Annotated in this window: 18 protein-coding genes; 6 read left to right on the top strand and 12 right to left on the bottom strand. The window is 45.9% G+C overall.

Annotated features, from left to right (window positions below):
- Positions 1-31: 31 nt before the first annotated feature.
- The 5 genes from porM to ABW391_RS06035 all read right to left on the bottom strand — a co-directional run bounded on the left by porM (position 32) and on the right by ABW391_RS06035 (position 7,021).
- A complete protein-coding gene (gene porM, locus ABW391_RS06055; RefSeq protein WP_353480938.1) occupies positions 32-1,612 on the bottom strand; it encodes a type IX secretion system motor protein PorM/GldM in 1,581 nt (526 codons plus the stop codon).
- A 50-nt stretch (positions 1,613-1,662) separates the two neighbouring features.
- On the bottom strand, positions 1,663-2,283 hold the full coding sequence (porL, locus tag ABW391_RS06050; RefSeq protein WP_353480937.1) for a type IX secretion system motor protein PorL/GldL: 621 nt from the start codon (positions 2,281-2,283) through the stop codon (positions 1,663-1,665).
- A gap of 251 nt (positions 2,284-2,534) precedes the next feature.
- Positions 2,535-3,791: a T9SS ring complex lipoprotein PorK/GldK gene (gene porK, locus ABW391_RS06045; RefSeq protein ID WP_353480936.1), complete on the bottom strand. Its 1,257-nt coding sequence runs from the start codon at positions 3,789-3,791 to the stop codon at positions 2,535-2,537.
- Between the two features lie 194 nt (positions 3,792-3,985).
- Positions 3,986-4,948, bottom strand: coding sequence for a PorP/SprF family type IX secretion system membrane protein (locus tag ABW391_RS06040; protein WP_353480935.1), 963 nt, complete (start codon positions 4,946-4,948; stop codon positions 3,986-3,988).
- Between the two features lie 12 nt (positions 4,949-4,960).
- Entirely contained in the window at positions 4,961-7,021 is a 2,061-nt protein-coding gene (locus ABW391_RS06035) for a thioredoxin domain-containing protein (protein ID WP_353480934.1), read from the bottom strand.
- Positions 7,022-7,291: 270 nt separating this feature from the next.
- Here ABW391_RS06035 and ABW391_RS06030 point away from each other — a divergent pair, with 270 nt between their 5' ends.
- Genes ABW391_RS06030 through ABW391_RS06020 form a run of 3 tightly spaced genes read left to right on the top strand, consistent with a single transcriptional unit; the run spans position 7,292 to position 10,605 of the window.
- Positions 7,292-7,492, top strand: a complete 201-nt coding sequence (locus ABW391_RS06030; protein ID WP_353480959.1) for a FeoA family protein — start codon at positions 7,292-7,294, stop codon at positions 7,490-7,492.
- Between the two features lie 36 nt (positions 7,493-7,528).
- A complete protein-coding gene (gene feoB / locus ABW391_RS06025; RefSeq protein ID WP_353480933.1) occupies positions 7,529-9,664 on the top strand; it encodes a ferrous iron transport protein B in 2,136 nt (711 codons plus the stop codon).
- A 47-nt stretch (positions 9,665-9,711) separates the two neighbouring features.
- Positions 9,712-10,605, top strand: coding sequence for a magnesium transporter CorA family protein (locus ABW391_RS06020; protein ID WP_353480932.1), 894 nt, complete (start codon positions 9,712-9,714; stop codon positions 10,603-10,605).
- 28 nt (positions 10,606-10,633) lie between these two features.
- On the opposite strand, the gene ABW391_RS06015 is transcribed toward ABW391_RS06020, so the two are convergent.
- A complete protein-coding gene (locus ABW391_RS06015; RefSeq protein ID WP_353480931.1) occupies positions 10,634-12,292 on the bottom strand; it encodes a RagB/SusD family nutrient uptake outer membrane protein in 1,659 nt (552 codons plus the stop codon).
- Between the two features lie 209 nt (positions 12,293-12,501).
- Between ABW391_RS06015 and ABW391_RS06010 the strand changes: the two genes are divergently transcribed.
- Positions 12,502-14,403, top strand: a complete 1,902-nt coding sequence (locus ABW391_RS06010; RefSeq protein ID WP_353480930.1) for a CASTOR/POLLUX-related putative ion channel — start codon at positions 12,502-12,504, stop codon at positions 14,401-14,403.
- 73 nt (positions 14,404-14,476) lie between these two features.
- Here the strand turns inward: ABW391_RS06010 and ABW391_RS06005 are convergent, their stop codons facing one another.
- Both ABW391_RS06005 and ABW391_RS06000 read right to left on the bottom strand, forming a co-directional pair.
- On the bottom strand, positions 14,477-15,058 hold the full coding sequence (locus tag ABW391_RS06005) for a hypothetical protein (protein ID WP_353480929.1): 582 nt from the start codon (positions 15,056-15,058) through the stop codon (positions 14,477-14,479).
- Between the two features lie 106 nt (positions 15,059-15,164).
- Positions 15,165-16,007 (bottom strand): zinc ribbon domain-containing protein, encoded by an 843-nt coding sequence (locus tag ABW391_RS06000; RefSeq protein WP_353480928.1) that lies wholly within the window; start codon positions 16,005-16,007, stop codon positions 15,165-15,167.
- Between the two features lie 135 nt (positions 16,008-16,142).
- On the opposite strand from ABW391_RS06000, the gene ABW391_RS05995 reads away from it, so the two are divergent.
- Both ABW391_RS05995 and ABW391_RS05990 read left to right on the top strand, forming a co-directional pair.
- On the top strand, positions 16,143-16,295 hold the full coding sequence (locus ABW391_RS05995; RefSeq protein WP_353480927.1) for a DUF2256 domain-containing protein: 153 nt from the start codon (positions 16,143-16,145) through the stop codon (positions 16,293-16,295).
- A 12-nt stretch (positions 16,296-16,307) separates the two neighbouring features.
- Positions 16,308-16,925, top strand: coding sequence for a cytochrome c oxidase subunit 3 (locus ABW391_RS05990; protein ID WP_353480926.1), 618 nt, complete (start codon positions 16,308-16,310; stop codon positions 16,923-16,925).
- Between the two features lie 61 nt (positions 16,926-16,986).
- On the opposite strand, the gene ABW391_RS05985 is transcribed toward ABW391_RS05990, so the two are convergent.
- The 4 genes from ABW391_RS05985 to ABW391_RS05970 form a co-directional block, all read right to left on the bottom strand.
- A complete protein-coding gene (locus tag ABW391_RS05985) occupies positions 16,987-17,469 on the bottom strand; it encodes a DinB family protein (RefSeq protein ID WP_353480925.1) in 483 nt (160 codons plus the stop codon).
- 86 nt (positions 17,470-17,555) lie between these two features.
- Complete coding sequence (locus ABW391_RS05980; RefSeq protein WP_353480924.1) at positions 17,556-18,701, bottom strand: formylglycine-generating enzyme family protein; 1,146 nt, start codon at positions 18,699-18,701, stop codon at positions 17,556-17,558.
- 130 nt (positions 18,702-18,831) lie between these two features.
- A complete protein-coding gene (locus ABW391_RS05975; RefSeq protein WP_353480923.1) occupies positions 18,832-19,413 on the bottom strand; it encodes an O-methyltransferase in 582 nt (193 codons plus the stop codon).
- Positions 19,414-19,515: 102 nt separating this feature from the next.
- Positions 19,516-19,878 carry a DUF4180 domain-containing protein gene (locus tag ABW391_RS05970; RefSeq protein WP_353480922.1) on the bottom strand — a complete coding sequence of 121 codons (363 nt, stop codon included), beginning with the start codon at positions 19,876-19,878 and terminating at the stop codon, positions 19,516-19,518.
- Positions 19,879-19,886: the final 8 nt, after the last annotated feature.

The raw sequence follows: 19,886 nt of genomic DNA, 5'->3' as shown, positions 1-19,886 counted from the left end.
AAAAATCGGGAAGTAATTTTTTGCGTCATACTTATTGCACTTTAAAGGAAATGTTGTTGATCTTGCGACCAGCAGCATCACCAGGACACTTCGCACGAATGTTATCAAAGAAGTATTGATCACCGGGTTTTGCCTGATTGATGACGTTGCGAGCAGGGCCACTAAATACCCCACCTGGGTTGGTCACTTGAACAGGATCCTGGCGACGAGGCAAATAAATTACGTTGAACCCTAAGATGTCGCAGCGCGCATCGAAATCAAAGCCGTCCAAAACTGGAATTACCCCGCCTTGTGCTTTCAATACTCCATTGCCAATTTCACCACCGGTTGAGTTGTTGATTTTGGCCACTGGATCAGGAATTGGCTTCACCCGGAATTCAAATGAAGTTGCTTTCAAACCACCACCTGAAACCGTAACCGTTGCTTTACCCGGAGAGGTACCTCTTACTGTAAACTTGGAGCCACCGCCACCCGTTTTGGTAACGTTGCCCGTTACGTTCACGCGGAGGTCGTTGGAAGACACACCCGCAGCAGCAACCGATACCGGGTTTTCAACGCCCATGTAGAACACGTTCATCTTATCGGCAGATACCGTAACCGAACGGCGGCCTACTTCGTATTCGAAAGTTTCGCTGTTGGAGAAAACTTCACCAGTGGTAGGGTTTTTCACGGCGATGTCTACTTTGTAATTTTTTACACCGGGCTCGCTAGATCCAGCGGTGTATTTTGCAGAACCATTTTCAACTCTAAGTGCAGAGCCGTTTACACGGATGCTTACGTTATCATTGAATGATTTGGAAGTTGCACCTACCGAGATGGTAGACTCAAATTGCTCCCCAGCAATGATGTAACTCTTGATTGGCGAAGAAATGGGGATAAACTGATCCACTTTTACTTCTGACTTACCAATCAAGCTGGACAAATAGTTCAGGATTGCCGCTTCAGAACTCTTCATGTCGTTCTGAAACTTGGTCAACAAGGGAAATGCAGCAGCCAGAGGCAATTGCTTAAAGGTGTATTCCGACCAGTTGCTTACGCCTCTTTCTTTGGTCCAATCTTTTGCAGTGATTTGCAAAGCGATGCTGTTTTCCAGTTGCTGCAACTCTTCTTCAGTAATTTTAATCCCTTTGAGATTTTTCAAAGAACGCAACATTTGGATCAGTTCTTCACGGGTTGCGTTTACACGTTGCTCCAGTTTGGAACCATTGCCCTGATTGACCAGGTAACGAGTGGTAATTTCCTTGTTTTTGTAGCCTTTAGGCTGACCAGCATGGTGGATATCCTCCTCGGGGTACATCCCTCCGGTTTGCTCCACCATTGCATCACGCAAGGTTTCTACGTAAGCAATAAATTCTTTGGATTTGGCCTGCACTTGTTTGGCAGTAGAAACCACTTTTGAATACCGCTCTTTGTTTTGTTCTGCGTTGCGCTCCATATCCTTAACAGTGGAATCGTTGGCTACGCCAAGACGACTGTTAGAGGTTTTGATGCCTTTATCGATAACAAAAAAGGCATTGATGATCTTTGCTGAAACGTTGAGGGCCAACATGGCGGTCAACACCAGATACATAATGTTGATCATTAACTGCCGCGGCTCCTTTGGAATTGACATGTCTTTTCTTTTTTCCGGGTTAGAAATTTGTTTCCGAAAAATGGAACTGATTACCCTTGGCGAACACCAGCCATGGCAGTGATAACAGAGCCGTATACGCTATTCAATGAAGAATAAGTAGTATTCAACTTGGAGATGTTTTTATTCAACTCGGTCAAGCCGTCTTTTACTACTTTGGTTTCTTCGGAAGAATCGATCAAGTCAACCATTGCTTCGTTCAACTTGGTGTAGAAGTTGTTCATGGCTTTGAGTTGATCTTTGGTACCAGAGAAATCCACTTCTTGCAGTGCTTTCAATGAACCCAGGCTTTTGGACATGCCTTGCAACTCCTGCAACATGCCACCCAATTGCTGCTCTACTACTTCGCCGTTCAAACCAGGCAAGTTGGGCGTGCTGGCAATGGTAGAAACACCTGCGGTAATGGGCTGAATAGGGGCATTATAGCTATCCAAACCTGGATACAATTTTTCCCAATAGTAGTCCTTATCTGGGCCGATTACACCCAAAAAGAGGAAAAGCAGGGCCTCAGTGACCATACCGAGAATCAACATTTCATCCGCACCAGTCCAAGACATGATTTTGAAAAGTGCACCAAGCAATACTACAGATGCACCAACACCGATGATAAGGTTTTTGAGGTACTTGAATCCTTTCGATTTCAGGAAGCTCATTGTTTAGGATTTTTTTGATGGTTAGACAAAGAATATCATTGTTCGTTGGGATTTTCTACCCATGTACAATCTCAATAATGGTAGAAACAGAAAAGGTTACAGTTTGTGAAAAAATAATTTCAGAAACTGATCAAAATGAACAAAGCATCTTATTGCAGGTTCAAAATGGCCTTTTCACTTATAGACAACAAAACGTAAGGATACTGTGCAGCTAGCACAGTATCCTTATGTTTTATCGATCCAGATTTGGATTAGAAATCGTTGATGGAACGTCCCAGGAAGGTGAGTACACAACGGAAACCTACATAAGACTTGGTAGTATCCTGGTATTCAAAACTCCGTGTACCAGTTTGCAGGAAGTGATGGATGTCCTTCCAGGATCCTCCACGAACAACTTTGCGTTTGTTCTCAGGAGTGTCGTCATCTGCAGCATCGTAACGAATATCGGGATTCAAATCATGCAGGAAGGAATAGGCGTTTTCATAGTAAGCCGTATTGGTCCACTCTGAAACGTTACCAGCCATGTTATAGAGCCCATAATCGTTAGGAAAATAGGCATCTGCGCGCACGGTATAGAAACCACCATCTTCAGGGTAATTGCCACGACCGGGTTTGAAGTTGGCCAACAGACAACCTTTGGCGTTGCGGATATAAGGACCGCCCCAAGGGTACATTGCCCGATCTTTTCCACCGCGAGCGGCATATTCCCATTCGTGCTCGAATGGCAAACGGTAGTTTTCAGTATTTTGACCATCCTTGCTGTCGCCAGCTGCTTTGTTCCAAAGCATGGTACGCCAGTAGCAGAAGGCATTGGCGGTGTGCCAATCGATGCCCACTACGGGATAATCATCAAAAGCAGGGTGCCAGAAATAGTTACGGGCGTAAGGCTCATTATAGGAGTAGGCAAAGTCACGCACCCATACCAAGGTATCAGGATAAACGTTCACTTCTTTTTCCTTGATGAATTCATTACGAGGAGAGCGGCCACGGTTACTTGCAGCTTTTTTCCAATCGTACCAGGTGTACTTGTATTTGAGGTTACGAACGTCGATTTCCTTTTTGCCGGCAAATCGATCATCACCTTGGTAGTACATTTCAGCAAGAGCACCATCTGGATCTTCCCAATCAATTTCTTGATCCCAGTCAATGCGGCCTTCATCTGCATCATCGGCATCACTTTCGAGAAAGTGCTCTAGGATGTTGTGGGCAATTGAATCCTTTACCCAGTAAACGAACTGGCGGTATTCATTGTTGGTAATTTCCGTGTCATCCATAAAAAATCCCTGAATAGAGATTTGTTTGGGACGTTGGACAAAGGTGTTGCTGACATCTTGATCGCTGGGACCTACCAAGAGGGTGCCGGAGGGGATGTAAACCATACCGTATGGGTTGATACCCTTCCATACAGGCCGGTCGAATACACCGGTTAATTCTCCGCTTTCTTGCTTTCCGCAAGCAACCACTACAAATACCAGCGCAACTAGTGCAAGCTTGAGTACGTTTTTCATGTTAATACCCGAGTTTTCCTTCAGACTTTAAACAGCTTTTGTTAAAAGCTGCGTAAATATAGACCGTTTAGAAATATAATAAAAGTTAATTTGTGGGATTCGCCGTAATCTCAACAATCCGATACCTCAAACGTGAAGCTAAGGTTGCTTATTTTAGGGAATCGAAAAAAGTTTGGCGACGTTTTTACTACCGATTATAACAAACGAGGGTTATAAATAATCTTGGGTTTGCGCCCTTTACTTGAACCCTCTTGTATGCGGTAATACACTCTTAGTTCGTGCGATCCATTGCTAACTTCGCGCAAAGGGGAGAGAATCAAGTCATAAGCATAAGCCACACTCAATTTCTCATTTAACTTTGCTCCTGCGATTAACCCAAGGGCATCAATGCTATTGGAATTATACCCTCTAAACGAAGCGCCGCCAAAGATATTGCCATTATATCGAATTATCAAAGCCGCATCGGTTTGTATTTGTGTTAAATCTGTACGTACTATAATCGATGGTTGAAGCAAAAAGCTGGTTCCCAAAGGGAAAGAGGTTTGAGCGTTAAAAAAAACAGTCCGTGTAGTATTGAGGTCAAATTCGCTAAGTTTTATCGTAGCAGCTGTAAAATTGCGTACTGCCAATCCAAAGTTCCATTTTTCGCTGTGAAAATATGCCCCCAGATCAAACGTAGGTGCCAATCCACTCAACGCGCCAGCAGAAAGAATGGCATCATTGTGGTTGATTAAAATATCCTGGTAAGCCCCTCCTGGTGTTCGCAACTTGGATCCATCCAAGCCAAATTGGGTAAAACCAGCAGAAGCACCCAATCCCAGAATGTTTTCCCCCATTTCCAGTTGAAAGCTGTAACTCAGCATCAGGTTGCTGTTGCGTTGGGCGCCGAGTTGATCGTTTTCGAACTTTGCGCCAAAAGCAGCCCGAAATTGAGGTAAGGGAATTTGCAACAACCCAAATTGCGACATGGGCGCTCCCGGCAATCCTCCCCATTGCTGGCGCACACTGGCCGTCAAGCTTAAATCCTGGTCAATTGCCGCTGCACCTGGGTTCCAATAATACGGACTCAACATGTGCAAGGTATACTGTGCCGATTGTTGGCCTTGAAGGCTCAACCCCCAAAAAATACCCAAAAACAGGGTAAGTAGTTTACGCATAGTTTGGATTTTCTATTTCAACAATGCCAAAGCCTCTGCTGTTGTTGAAACCGGCAATTGGCAGGCATAATTGCGACAAACAAAAATCTGGGTCTTGCCCAAGGTTGATCTTCCAGCAAGCAATGGAAAAGCATCATCGGCTTCCATTGCCCCCATCAAGACCTTATTGGGGAGGTAGTTTTGCTGCAAATCCAGGTTCAATTCCGCTGCCCGTGGCCCAACTATGGCAATTTCTTGCATGGGATACACCCAGTTGATCAAGGCATTGGCCCAGCGGGCAAAGGAAGATGGATATCGTTCCACTCCAGTCAGCATTTCTTTGAGCATGGCAGCAGCCAACTCAATATACTGCATTTTTCCCCAAAGCAAACCCAATCGATGCAAGTTTTGAACCATGGTGGCATTTCCAGAGGGAAGTGCGTTGTCATACAATTCAATCTTGCGCAAAACAACATCTTGCTGTTCATTGGAAGTAAAATAGAACAAATTGCGCGTACCATCAAGGAAATGGGCCAAAGTATATTCAGTGTAGTCGGCTGCCTGACGTAAGTAGCGGGTTTCCAGAGAAATCTCGTACACGTCGATCAAGGCCGCAATGAGGTAGGAGTAATCATCCAAAAAAGCGCTGTACTGCGCTTGATCGCGGTCACCAACTTTTTTATAGGTATGGTACATTCCGCAGAATTCGTCTCGTTTGAATTTTTTCAACAAAAAATCCATGTTCCGAACTGCCGCTTCCCGGTAAGTTTCATCGCCCAATGCCGTGTAAGCCTTGGCGTATGCAGAAGCCATCAAGGCATTCCAGGAAAGCAAAATTTTATCATCGAGACCTGGGCGAATCCGTAAATCGCGCTCGGCCATGAGTTTGGCACGAATGGGGGCAAAACGGGACTCCAGTTCGTCGGGGGTCTGGCCTACTTCAACGGCAAAAGCCTCCATGGGCAAAGGGCACCACAGGATGTTGTGTCCTTCCCAATTTCCCAATGGCTCAACCCCGTAATAGCCGCTAAAAAGACCAGCGTCTTCGGCAGATGGGCATACCGCGGCAACTTCTTCAGCCGTCCAAACGTAAAACTTTCCTTCTTCCCCTTCCGAATCTGCATCGAGTGCACTGTAAAACCCACCTTCTGCATTGGTCATTTCGCGTGCTACCCAAGCCAGGGTTTCTTCAATTGCCCGTTTGAAAATAGGCAATTTGGTCACTTTATAAGTGTCGGAAAGTAAGCCAACCAAAAGGGCGTTGTCGTACAACATCTTTTCAAAGTGCGGAACCAACCAGGCCTTGTCGGTGGCATAACGGGCAAAACCACCCCCAAGTTGGTCGTAAATCCCTCCGCGAATCATCCGATCCAATGAGAAAATTACGTGGTCTAAGGCTTCCTTTTCTGCGGTAAAATGGTGGTAATCGAGCAAAAATTGCAGGGCCATGCTGCCCGGGAATTTTGGTGCGCCACCAAATCCACCATCCTGGAGATCGAAGTTTTTCTTGAGGGTTTGAAATATGTTGTGCAGCACCACGGGATTAAAAGGATTGATCCCTGCGGTTTCGGTTTCTTTCTTGGATAAAAAATAGGCGTTGGTTTGCTCAATGTTGCCAATCAGGCGATTGGCTTGATCTTCTACGTCCTGACGGCGGTTGTTGAAAATCTCCGTCACGTGGTGCAACAACTGCGGCCAGGAAGGTCGGTTGAACGCTGCAACTGGCGGGTAGTAGGTTCCAGTCAAAAATGGCCGTCCGTCTGGAGTCAAAAAACAATTGAGTGGCCAGCCCCCCGAACCCGTCATGATCACACAAGCTTCCATGTAAATATGGTCTACATCGGGTCTTTCTTCGCGGTCTACCTTGATGTTGATAAAATTTTCATTCATGATGGCCGCAATATCGGCGTTTTCAAAGGACTCGCGTTCCATCACGTGGCACCAGTGGCAGGTGGAATAACCAATGCTGACTAAGATGGGTTTGTTTTCTTTTTTTGCACGTTCAAAAGCCTCTGGCTTCCAGGCGTACCAGTCTACTGGATTGTGGGCATGCTGAAGCAAGTATGGGCTAGTTTCAAATTGTAGGTGGTTCATGAATGACTTTTATTAAAAAAACAGAAATTGGCAATTTGAGTTGTCTAAGATCTGACAAATATTCCTGATTAGGTAGCATCAAAACTTTAATACCTAACGTTAGGTATTGGTTTATCTCCCTTATCCTAGGTATTTTTTGTACAATGGTGATTTTTATTAGTTGAAAAAGAAAAAAAACGATCTATTTTAGCGCCGTGTTGTTAATTAGATTAAATCAAAATAAGCACAACTGTGGTCGCAACGAGTAATTCCGGAAATCAATTGGCCAAAATGAAAATTGGCAGCAAAGGACATGTTTCTCATTTTACTGATTGTTGCATGGCTTGCAAGCTGTTATCAATGGGAATCCTGCCAGGCACTCAAATTGAAATGATTCGCAGTGCCCCTTTTGGTGGTGGTTGTTACATTAAAGCAGACAATTTGCTGATTGCGCTGCGCAAATCCGAAGCGTGCTGCATCGTTGTACGTTGAGGTATTCCTTCACTTGTATTTAGTTTTTCCAAAGGTTTGAAACCAGCTCTGTCGCCCGATCCTGAACCAAAGATTGCCCTCATTGGAAATCCCAACAGTGGCAAAACTTCCATTTTTAACCAGTTGACTGGCCTACAGCAAAAAGTAGGCAACTTTCCCGGGGTCACTGTCGATAAAAAAACGGGGACGCTCGAGCTTTCCAACGGCCGCCAAGCCAAATTGATTGACCTGCCCGGAGCCTATAGTTTTTACCCTACGTCCAAAGATGAAAAGATGGTTGTACAAAGTTTGGTACAACCTGGCAACGAAAATTATCCAGATGCCATCATCTACATCGCCGATGTCACCAAACTCGAAAAGCATTTATTGCTGTTTAGCCAATTGAAAGACCTGGGCATCCCCGTGCTGTTGGCGCTCAATATGGCCGATGTTGCCGAGCAAGAAGGCATCCAATACGATCTTGAAAAGCTCTCCCGCAAATTGGGTGCTCCTACCCTACTCCTCAGCGGACGTACAGGAGAAGGCATGAGTAAGTTGAAATCCATGCTGGTTGATCTACTGGATGAAGCCCCTGTCGCTCTGCTCAATAGTACCAAATACCGCCTTGCACCTGAGGAATCCAAGATCATCAACCAAATACAAGCTGAATTTCCGGGCTATACGCCTTACCAACTGGTTTTGATGGCGCACCACGTCAAATGGTTGTCTTTTTTAAACCCCAATCAAAAAACGCTCATCGAACAGGCGATCAGCAATAGCGGTTTTCAAGACCTGCAGATGCAGGTGGAGGAAACCATGCAACGTTACGATCAGTTTACGCCCATTGTACAACAATCCCGAGAGAAGGACAGCTTGCATGAAATCAATTTTACCGATCGATTGGACGATCTGTTGACCAATCGTTTTTTTGGCCCAGTGGTGTTTTTCAGTATAATGCTCTTGATCTTTCATGCCCTTTTTACCTGGGCGGAATTGCCCATGAATTTTATTGAGGCAGGTTTTGGCAACTTGAGTACTTTTTTGCAAAGCCATCTTCCGCAACATTGGTTGACCAATTTACTCACCGAAGGAGTATTGGCGGGCTTTAGTGGAATCATTGTGTTTGTCCCGCAGATTGCCATCTTGTTTTTCCTGATCTCCTTACTCGAAGAAGTGGGCTATATGGCGCGGGCAGCGTTTATGTTTGACCGCATTATGCAGTTTTTCGGGCTCAATGGCCGCAGTGTGGTGGCGCTTATCTCCGGTGGCGCTTGTGCCATTCCGGCAATTATGAGTACCCGCACTATTAGCAATTGGAAAGAGCGATTGATTACGATCCTGGTTACCCCTTTTATCAGTTGTTCGGCGCGGATTCCGGTGTATACCGTTTTGATTGGTTTTGTGGTGCCACCTACCAAAATTGGTTTTGTCAGCTTACAAGCGCTGGCTTTTATGGGTTTGTACCTCTTGGGGATTGTTGCCGCGCTGCTGGCGGCTTTTGTATTCAAATTGATTTTGCGCACCCACGAAAGCAGTTACCTGATGTTGGAATTGCCCGCCTATCGCTTGCCCGTGATGCGCAATGTGTGGCTCACCGTGTGGGAAAAAGTAAAAACTTTCACCGTCGAAGCGGGCCGAATCATCTTGATCATTACGGTGGTGCTGTGGGTTTTGTCTTCCTTTGGCCCTCCGGGAGCGGTAAAAAATGCTGAAATGGCCGCCCAAAGCAGTGCCAAAGCAAAAAAACTGAATGCTGACGATACGCAGGATCTGGTGGATGCCAAAAAAATGGAAGCTTCTTTTGCTGGCCAATTGGGCAAATTCATCGAACCGGCCATCAGACCCTTAGGTTTTGACTGGAAAATAGGCATTGCCCTGATTACTTCTTTTGCAGCCCGGGAGGTTTTTGTAGCTACAATGGCCACAATTTACAGCATCGGCCACCAGGATGATGAATATTCCATTCACGAAAAAATGGCCAACCAGCGCGATCCGGTTACCCACCAGTTGATTTACAGTCCGGCCACTTCGTTATCCCTCCTGCTGTTCTATGTCTTTGCCATGCAGTGCATGAGCACCATGGCGGTAGTGTATCGCGAAACCAAATCCTGGAAATGGCCCCTGATTCAGTTTGCGTTTATGACGGGCCTGGCGTATTTGAGCAGTTGGCTGGCGTATATGTGGTTGAGTTGATCTACTTTATTTTTTTTCCTTAGCTTGCGCAAAAAACACTCTCGCCCGTGGAAAAAACCATCTATCAAGGCAAATTTACCTGGCTGGATGTGACCCAGCCCAAGAAAGATCAACTGCTGGACATTGCCAAACGCTTCAATCTGCATCCGTATACCGTGCAGGACTGTTTGGAGCCAGACCATTTGCCCAAATTTGAATTGGATGGCGAAGCTAGGTTCATCATCGTACGCGCTTACAATCCCAAGGAATTGGAAAGTCCACATTCCATCCAGGATTTGACCAGCAAAATTGCGCTGTTTTATACCGACACTTGCTTGATCTCCATCCATCGTTTGCCCCAACCATTCTTTGAGGAAATCGTAGCCAAATATTTAACCGAGGACAATCACTTGGATCCTTGCGATGTCGTAACCCGCATCATTTGGTACGCGGTAGCCACTTACCAGGGGCCCGCGCAATTTCTGGACGATGAGGTTGATAAAATCGAAACTGCCATTTTTGCCCGCCACTCACGGGGCAAATTCGAAGAAAAACTCTATCACCTGCGCCGCATGGTCAGTGTGAACAAAAAGCTGTTGATTCTGACTGAAAAAGTGGTGGATGATTTGTTTCGAGATACCAAATCCAATCCGTTTATCCAGGATTTGAGAGACCTCAACCTGAAGCTGCACAGCAATTACGAGCAGATTCACGAAGATGTATCCAATCTGCTCAACATCTACATCTCTATTTCCGCGCACAAGACCAACGAAGTCATGAAGGTATTGACCATTTTTTCGGTCTTCTTCATGCCACTGACTTTCGTGGCGGGAATTTATGGGATGAACTTTGACATTATGCCAGAGTTGAGGTTTCAGTGGGGGTATCCACTGACCTTGCTTTCAATGCTGCTGATTGTAATCATCATTTACATCTGGTTCAAACGCAAAGAGTGGCTGTAAGTAGCTCATTTATTACGCAAAAAATTACTCAATAACCCAGGTTTTGTCTTAATCCTCCCCTGCGATTCAATTCATCTTGCGGAATTGGCCAGAGTTCGTGTTTCGAGGTTTTAAAATTTACTCCTTTATTTTGTAATTCGCGCTTGTTGCTGTTTTCATAAGGATCTGTACTGTTGCGGTTGTACGACACAAAGGATCCGTTGCTTCCCATTACATCATAAATAAGGGGTCGATTGGCGCTGGTTTTGATGCGCCGCAAATCAAAAAGGCGATGCCCTTCAAAAGCCAGTTCTGAGCGCCGTTCTTTATAAATCGCATCCAACAAAGTAGCGCCACCTAGACCAAGATTGGTGTTCAATTTTACCCTTTTTCGAACTTGATCAAGGTAAGTACGCGCCTGGTCGTCCTTATTGAGATGTGCAGCCGCTTCAGCAGCAATCAGCAACAAATCGGCATAGCGCACAAAGATGATGTTGTGGGGCAATTTAGTGCCCGATCCACCCAGGCGCTGATTGGACGGGACGTATAATTTGCGGCAAAACCGCGCTGATTTACTCTCGTTTGGCCGTGCGTTGAAACGTTTGGTGGTATCGCCAGGTACAGGTGCCAGGTGCTTGATGATGGTCCATTTTAAACGAATACTGTCCTGATCATCGAGGTAATGCTTTTCAAGATTGGAGGTAGGACACAAATAGCCCCAGCCTTTTTCTGCCCTGGTGCCACACATAATGGGAATAGGATCACCGAAAGCATTGAATGGCCAAACACCCGTTCCCAGACTAAAAATAAATTCACGGCTATTGACATTGGTGGGATTCCAAAGGTCACCAAAGTTGGGTTCGAGTGCATAAATCTGCTGGTTGATTACTTTCTCTGCGGTGGTAAATGCGGCATCCCATTTTCCATCGTACAATTCAGCTTTGGCCAAAAAAGCCAGTGCCGCACCTTGGGTAGCTCGACCACGATCTTTGGCTTTTTGCTCGGTCAGGGTTGGCAATACTGCTGCTGCGTCTGCAAAGTCGCGTTTGATCTGAGCATAAACGGTTTGTACGGATAGCCTGCTTATGGTATCGAGGTATCCAGCAGGAACATTGGAGGTTATGAGTGGCACGCCACCGAAGTTTTTGACCAATTCAAAATATAAAAATCCACGAACGAACTTGGTTTCTGCAATCAGGCGATTTTTCACATCGTCGGCAATTTTGGCGCTGCCTAGTCCTTCGAGGGCATTGTTGCACAGAAAAATGCCCTTGTAATTGAATTGGTAAAAATCGCGCAGGCGTTCGCCCCGTGCATCGAGGGTATAATGGCCTGCCTGCATGATTTCAATTCGGCGTTTGTAATAAGGAACCGAGATGGTATCGCGTTTGTTTTTGCTGGTATCAACCGCTGCGCTTGAAAAACGAGGTGGATTGATGTCGTAATTTTTGATGGTATCGCCCACCCAGGCATCGTCGGTAGCTGCATCGTTGCACAATCTCCAGAAATGCACTTGCCACCAATCGTCAAAAGCCATGGCATTGTAGCAGAGGCGAACCGCGCCGTCACAGTCGTTTTCAGTAAAAAAGCGTTGTTCTTGAGTCGAAAGTTCGGTGGGGCCTTCCAAGAGGATGTCTTCCAATTTGGTACAATTGGCAATCATGGTTATTGCTAAAAGGAAGAGTAAAAAACGTAGCGTAAGTTTCATTCCAATCTTTCGTTTTAAGGCACTGATCCTGGAGATCAAGTCATTTGACTCCATGGTGTGCCGCAAATCTAACGCTTATTGCTGATTCTAATTTTCTATCAAATGAAAAGGCCATGATTTAAATGGACAATTTTTTAGTTAATCCAGAATAAACATGAAGGTTTTTTTAACTTTATCCCCCACTTTCAGCACCTATAATCAAACATACTATGCCAAAAGCTACATTACAAGAAAGATTACGGTACCGTTTTGAGAACTCCCTGTCTCATGGGCCCATTGCCATCATTGGCTGGCTGGCGCTGGTTTCACTCGTTTTGGTCATCATCGCTGCCATTGTGCTGCATTTCACAGGAATTGGGCCTGCCCCCGATGAAAAACTCAGTTTTGCCGAAGCTACCTGGCAAAGTTTGATGCGCGCGCTAGACTCCGGTGCGGTAGGTGGCGACTCCGGTTGGGTATTCCGGGGCATCATGTTGCTGGTGACCATCGGTGGGATTTTCATTCTTTCTACCCTGATCGGTTCTATTTCGAGTGGTATTGATCAAAGCATCGAAGACTTGCGCAAAGGCAAATCGATGGTTTTGGAATCCAATCACACCTTGATATTGGGTTACTCTTCCAAGGTTTATTCGATCATTTCCGACTTGTGCATTGCCAACGAAAACCAGAAGAATCCCCGCATCGTCATTTTGGCCAACCAGGACAAAGTGGAGATGGAAGACGACATCCGCGCCAAAATACCCGATACCAAAAATACCAAAATCGTTATTCGCAGTGGTAGCCCACTGGAAGCTTCCGATATTCAAGTAGTGAATCCTCATGAAGCGAGATCAGTCATTATCTTGAGTCCAGAAGACATCGACAATCCTGACGTGCATGTGATCAAAGCTGTATTGTCTTTGACCAACAGCAAGCGGCGCAAACAAGGCAAGTACCACATCGTGGCCGAGATCAAAGATCCGGCCAATTTGGAAGCAGCAAGGTTGGTAGGTGGCGACGAGGCGGTTTATATCCTCACTTCTGATCTTATTTCTCGCTTGACGGCCCAAACTTGTCGGCAATCAGGCCTCAGTATCGTATACACCGAATTGCTGCAATTTGAAGGGGATGAAATTTACTTCGCCGAAGAAAAACAGTTGTGGGGCAAAACCTACCGGGACAGTCTCTTTGCTTACGAAGAATCCGCCATTATCGGGGTGATTACAGCGAGCGATGAGGTGCTGATCAATCCCAACATGGAATACGTGTTGCAAAATGGGGATAGACTGATTGCCATTTCCAAAGATGACGATACCATCAAGCTTTCTGGCAAAACCCTTGCTCCTCGCAACGAATCGCTGTTGGTAAGAGGCTCTGGCACCAGCGCCGGAGTGGAAAGCACGCTCATTTTGGGCTGGAACAAAAAAGGCATCCGCATCATTGAGGAATTGGACAATTACGTGCTACCGGGCTCAAAAGTGACCATACTTGCTGAGACCGCAGAGATTGATGAAGATGTATCCAACTTTAGCACTACGCTCAAGAATATCCAGGTAGAATTGACCAAAGGGGACATCAACAACCGCTTGACTCTCGAATCACTCCGGGTTGAGACCTACGATCACATCATTTTGTTGAGCTACAACGAAAACATCGAAATTCAGGAATCTGATGCCAAAACGCTGATTTGCTTGCTGCACCTGCGCGATTTAGCAGAGAAGGCAGGCAAGGACTTTTCCATCGTATCGGAAATGCTGGATATTCGCAACCGTGAATTGGCCGAAGTATCCAAAGCAGACGATTTCATCTTGAGCGATAAATTGTTGAGCCTCGTTTTGACCCAAATTTCGGAAAACAAGGAACTCAAAAAAGTGTACGATATCCTGTTTGAAGCAGAAGGGTCAGAAATTTACCTCAAGGAAGTAGGTCATTACGTTAAGACCGATGTCGATGTTGATTTTTATACTGTGCTAGAAAGTGCTGCCCGGCAAGGCCATACCGCTATTGGCTACCGCCTCATGCGCGATTCACAGGATGACTCAAAAATGTATGGGGTAAAAATCAATCCGATAAAATCGGCAAAAGTCCGTTTTTCGGACGGGGATAAAATTATTGTATTGGGAGAAGTTTAAGCGTATTTTCTTCCTATTCAATAAGCACGGGACACCTAGCCGTTAGGTGTCCCGTGCTTATTTCAACAGCAGTCTAATTCCCTCTGCCTCTGTTCTTTCCATTGGAATCGCAAGTACGTCTTGATTTTCCATCCCGGTCGCGGTCATGGTAGCGGTCATCATCCCGGTCACGATATCGATCATCATCCCGACCCCGATTATTGCTGCGGTTGGCAGATCCACGACCGTAGCCGTAGCTCTCTCCTCCGCGATATTTGTCTTTGGAGCAGCCATCGCGTCGGTCACGGTCATCGTCTCTTCTTCTGTCTTCATCGCGTGAGCCATAGTTTCCATTCCGTGGGTTGCGGTCGTTGTATTCCGGCTGATGACGGTTGTCATTGTAGCCTCCGTTGTTGTAGGGATCTCTGCGGTCGTTTGCTTGGGTAGTCGTACTTACATCGGTATTCGTTCCTCTCGATCTCATTTTTTCTAATCCCGTTACGTCTTCAATCCGGCGATTGGCGGTGTAAGTGGGTGTGCTGGTTGTTTCGGTTTTTGACCGATTGGCCCATTGATCCAGGGTGGTACTAACGCGCTGGCCTTGTTGCGCCATAATGGTTCCTGCAAACATACTGCAGCATGCCAAAGTCGTGGTAATTGCCCAATTTGTTTTCATAGTGTGGTTGTTTTATGAGCTAAGAACACTCATTTTAATCCGAACGATCTACGAAGTCAGCACTTTAGCAACACCTTAACTTGGTTTCACGATTGTGCTAAAAATTTTAACGGTGCCACATCTTCAAGCGCCCTAACAACCGCAACATTTTAACATTCAAAGACAGACCTGCGTTAAAAAAATGGCCGTTGATCTCGATCCAATCCCCTTTGCGCCGTATATCGACAAGATTGGTGAAGAGGGCAATTTGAGATTTTTGAAAGGGTGCTTTCCAATACAAGCCTCGGGCGGTGATGGCAAATCCCTCTTTGCCATTGCCCAACAAGCTCTGATCGGATACCAGCAAGATTTTTTCATCGCGCGGCGGAAAAAGAAACGCCTGACTGGCATTTTTCAATTTGGCAAGGGGCATTTGCAGCAAATCCGTATAGATTTTTTCCGGCTCGTGGTCAAATTGCAGGAAGTCTTTGACCACCTGAAAAAGATTGATTTCACTCAACGGTATGTTCTGGTACTTGAGAATCGCCTCGGGCAACTCCACTTCGTTGAGGTCTTTGCAATAGCGGATGATGTAAAAATCCAAGAGTTCTTCAAACAAATCTTCTACAAACCAGTTGAGTTGTGAGGTTTCCAGCATACCCAACGACTCCATGTTGCGCAGGCGATCAGCGGATTGGGCAAAACGCCGCGCAATCACATCCCGAAAGCCTGAGGGGTACATCCGCTCAGAGTAGGCGGTGAATTGCTCCGGACGGTGCTCGCGCTCAATGCGGTCTTTCAGCGCCAAAAAGAATTTTTCGGTCAGTTGAGGTTCTATTTCCAAATCCAGGTCAATACTGGGTACGGAGCTGCGCTGGGTAGCTTCCAACTCGGGCTGGGGCGCTCCACAGTTTGAACAAAACCGAGCGTCGACCGATAATACCACCTGACAGCGAATGCACTTCTTCATAGTAAGTTTGGGCTACAGTGCATCCAATTGGAATAGTTGCACTGCATTTTAATCGTCGAAAATAAACAAATGAATCAATGAAAACAATCCAGGCCGCTTGCTGTTTTGTACTTTGTTTCAACAAAAGTGAGCATTTTGGCCAAAAAAACCAAAAAAGCAGACCTGCCGCAGAAAATATGCCTGGTCTGTAACCGCCCATTCACCTGGCGCAAGAAATGGGAGAAAGTCTGGACAGAGGTAAAATATTGCAGTAAAAGGTGTAAACTCAGTCCAAAATCTCAATCCTAAACACCAAACGGTATGACCAATCAAGAACAACCTTACAACGAATACGCTTACCTTGCGTTTCACCCCAAAAACATCATCCTGACCTTGCTGTTGATCGGGTTGGGTACCATTTTTGTGGCCTTGTCTTTGGCCTATGTGTACAATCGGGTGAATCAGCATTTGCCGCCTTTGCGTTTGCCGATTCTTTTTTTATTCAATACGTTGATCCTTCTAGGCAGCAGTGGGGCGATGTTTTGGGCAAAAAAATCTTACCTCGAAGACCATACCGACAATTACCAAAGAGCCTTGTGGTTGACGCTGGGCTTATCCTTGTTGTTTATGGCCGCACAAGCGGTGGCCTGGTACACCTTGTTCAGCGATGGAATTTTGATGAGTTCCGACAATTCAGCGGGGTATCTGTATGTCATTTCAGGGCTGCACTTTGCCCACGTGATAGCGGGATTGCCTTTTTTGGGGATTTTCATTTATCAAGCGCGTTACCGCATGAAGGAACCTGTAAGTGTACTGGTGTATTTTTCTGACCCCGAAAAGCGCTTGAGCTTGCGTTTGCTCAGCATTTACTGGCATTTTTTGGATGGGCTATGGATATACCTGATCATCTTCTTTTATGTGAATTATTTTATTCGGTAGGTTTGTTGCCAATGGAGTTGTCATCACGAAGAAATGCCGTGATGACAATCCCAGCAGCTCATCATACGTTGTACACATTTGAAAATTTGCTCTCAAATGGCCCCTCCGGAAAAATTTGCCGCAGGTGATGCTTCACGTGCTCCACATAATCTGGCATGATGAAACCCAATTCAAAAGGCCCCACGCCCTCGATAAACAATTGGTGGGTCAGTACAGCTGGGTCAACATGGCGGATGATGTGCGCAATATGCCTATTGTAAGCCAACCAAAAATCAATCAACCCAGCCCAATCGGCTTGCTGATAATGTTGAGCAGACACCCAGAAATTTTGGGCATAGCCCACAAAATCCAAATGTGGTGTAGCCATGCTGCGCACAAACTTCTGCTGGTTGTTGCAAGCTGAATCAATCAAATGGCCGATGATTTCCTTGGCTGACCATTTTTCAGGGCCAGGTCTAAACGCCGCCAATTGTGGGTCGATTTGCCGCAATAAGCGTTCGGCAGTGTTCAAAACGGCCAAGAGTTGGTTGGATACTTCAATCATTGATAGAAATGTTTATGGTTGAAAAGTTAAGCATTAGGTCGAAATAGGCACAATCTGCAACTTTTCAACCATAAGCTTTTCAACTTTTATTCCTTATCCCGTACACAGCGAAACCCAGTATGCTCCAAACCCGTATCCGGGCTGGTTTTCATACGGGCTGCCACCCGATAACCCGAGCAGTAGCTGTCATTACACAGAAAAGAACCCCCACGCACTGTCTTTTTGGGTGCATTGGGTTCATCAGGGTCATAACTATTGGAAGGACCCTGGGGGTTCCGAGCATTGCCTGTTTTTTGGGCATAATAATCAGGCTGATACCAGTCTGCGCACCATTCCCAGACGTTTCCGGCCATATCGTACAAGCCAAAGGGGTTGGCAGCGAAGGATTTGACTGGAGCTAAGCGTTGAAATCCGTCTTCGTTCAGCTGCTTGACCGGAAATTCGCCTTGAAAGAAATTCGCTTTTTGTACCGAAACAGGTTCCTTTCCCCAGGGATACACCGCCTCTTCCTGACCGCCGCGCCCAGCGTATTCCCATTCAGCTTCGGTAGGCAAGCGTTTGCCCGCCCATTTACAGTAGGCGATGGCATCGTACCAACTCACGTGTACTACCGGAAGATTGTCCTTGCCCTGGATACTGCTCGCCGGCCCTTGTGGGTGCCGCCAATTGGCCCCTTTAACGATTTGCCACCAATCGGCAGGAGTCAAGGTTTGGATATTGCCGCTGGAGGGAGATTTAAAGACCAGGGAGAAAGGCTGCAAATCTTCTGCGGAAGGCAATTCAGTCCCTGGTGGCACTTGTTTTTTGAGTTCTTCCAGGTCAATGGCTCGTTCCGCTACGGTGACATAGCCAGTAGCGTCCACAAAGCGCTGAAATTGAGCATTGGTGACTTCGGTGGCATCCATCCAAAAGTCTTTCACTTCAACTGGATGTTTGGGGAATTCATCCGGTCTGGCCTGTTCGTTGTCGCCACCCATTTGAAAATTACCGCCTTTGATGGCCACCATTCCAGTTGTATTTTTGGCCTCTTTGGGATCAGGTGTAATTTGATCAATGGCTTTCAGGTAATCCACAATAAGAAAATCAGCGTGTGTTCCGTAGGGAGACGCTCCGGTATAGCAATGCTCGTTGGGAGATACGGGAGGCACTTCGGCAGTTGTTTGAGGAGCATTTGATTGACAACTCCAGATGCTCCACATGAGCAAAAAAAAGGGTAAAAAACGAGTTTGCATAGGCTACAATTATCAGCATAAAAGTAGCTTATTTTTCCACGACGGAAAGGGATTGGCAACGAAAATGAGCCGTAAAACTTTGGAAACGATTGCGCTTTTATTGCGGCACCATTTGCTTTGGGTCATAAAATTACTCTTTTTTGGTTGCAATAATCACCCCCGTAGACCAATTCATTTTGGTCAAATTGAAGTCTTTGCGTTGCTCCAGGTAAGCTATCAAGCCATCAACTTTGTCTTGATGCCCGACTGGCCAATTGGGCTGAGCGGACATGTCGTCGATGACATAAAAGCCACCTACTTTAACCAGCGCTAGGATCTCTTCAATTTCGCTGTACTTGCCAGGCCAGGCATCGGCAAAGACCAAATCAAAGGATTCTCCTGCATAGTTTTTGATCCATTCAGCGCCGTCGGCACATACGATGTTGAGTCTGGGGTCGTTGCCAAAAAAATCCTGCGCAATGAAGCAAAGTTCGGGGTCATTGTCGATGCTGGTGAGTTTGGATTCAGCGTCAAGGCCATCAATCATCCAGGAGAGGGATAGGCCAATACCAGTACCCAATTCAAGGAAATTTCCATGGGGTTTGGAGCTGATCAGGGTTTTTAGCAAGGTTCCGATGTACAGATCAGAGGGCATGGTGAAGCCAATTTCCTTGCACTTGGCTTCGATGGCCGAGTGAAGTAGAGGCTTATCGAGGATGTTTGAGTCGTTCATAACGGTATTGTTCTTTTGAAATGCAAAGGAAAAATACCCGTTTTCAAGCAGCCTGATTTTTTCTATTTCATCATTTTTACAATATGCAGGCCAGTCAAGTCCCTATGATTTTGCCAACCTTTCTCTTGCTTCTTCAATAGATGCGACGAAATTGATGCGCCCTACTTTGTTGCTTTCGAAGATAAAATCCTGCAAACTTTTGCTGGTGTACTTGGTAAAGTCACCTACAATGGCCAGTTGCATTTGATAGGTAGAAAATTTTTGCAGAATTTCTCCAGCAATTCCGGTTTTCAAGTCAAAAAATTCCGGGACAATGTGGCTCGCTTGCACGATGATTTTACTGGCACCTTGATAAGCGCAGTTGGCCAGGATATCCAGAGCATCCTGGGCATTGTGAATGATGATGACTACTGCATCGATTTCGGCGATAGTGACATTTTGATATTCATAAAGCTTAATTTCCATAGTCTTTT

The sequence above is a fragment of the Haliscomenobacter sp. genome, assembly GCF_040403615.1.
Lineage (GTDB): Bacteria > Bacteroidota > Bacteroidia > Chitinophagales > Saprospiraceae > Haliscomenobacter.
This window is presented reverse-complemented; position numbering and strand designations above follow the sequence as displayed.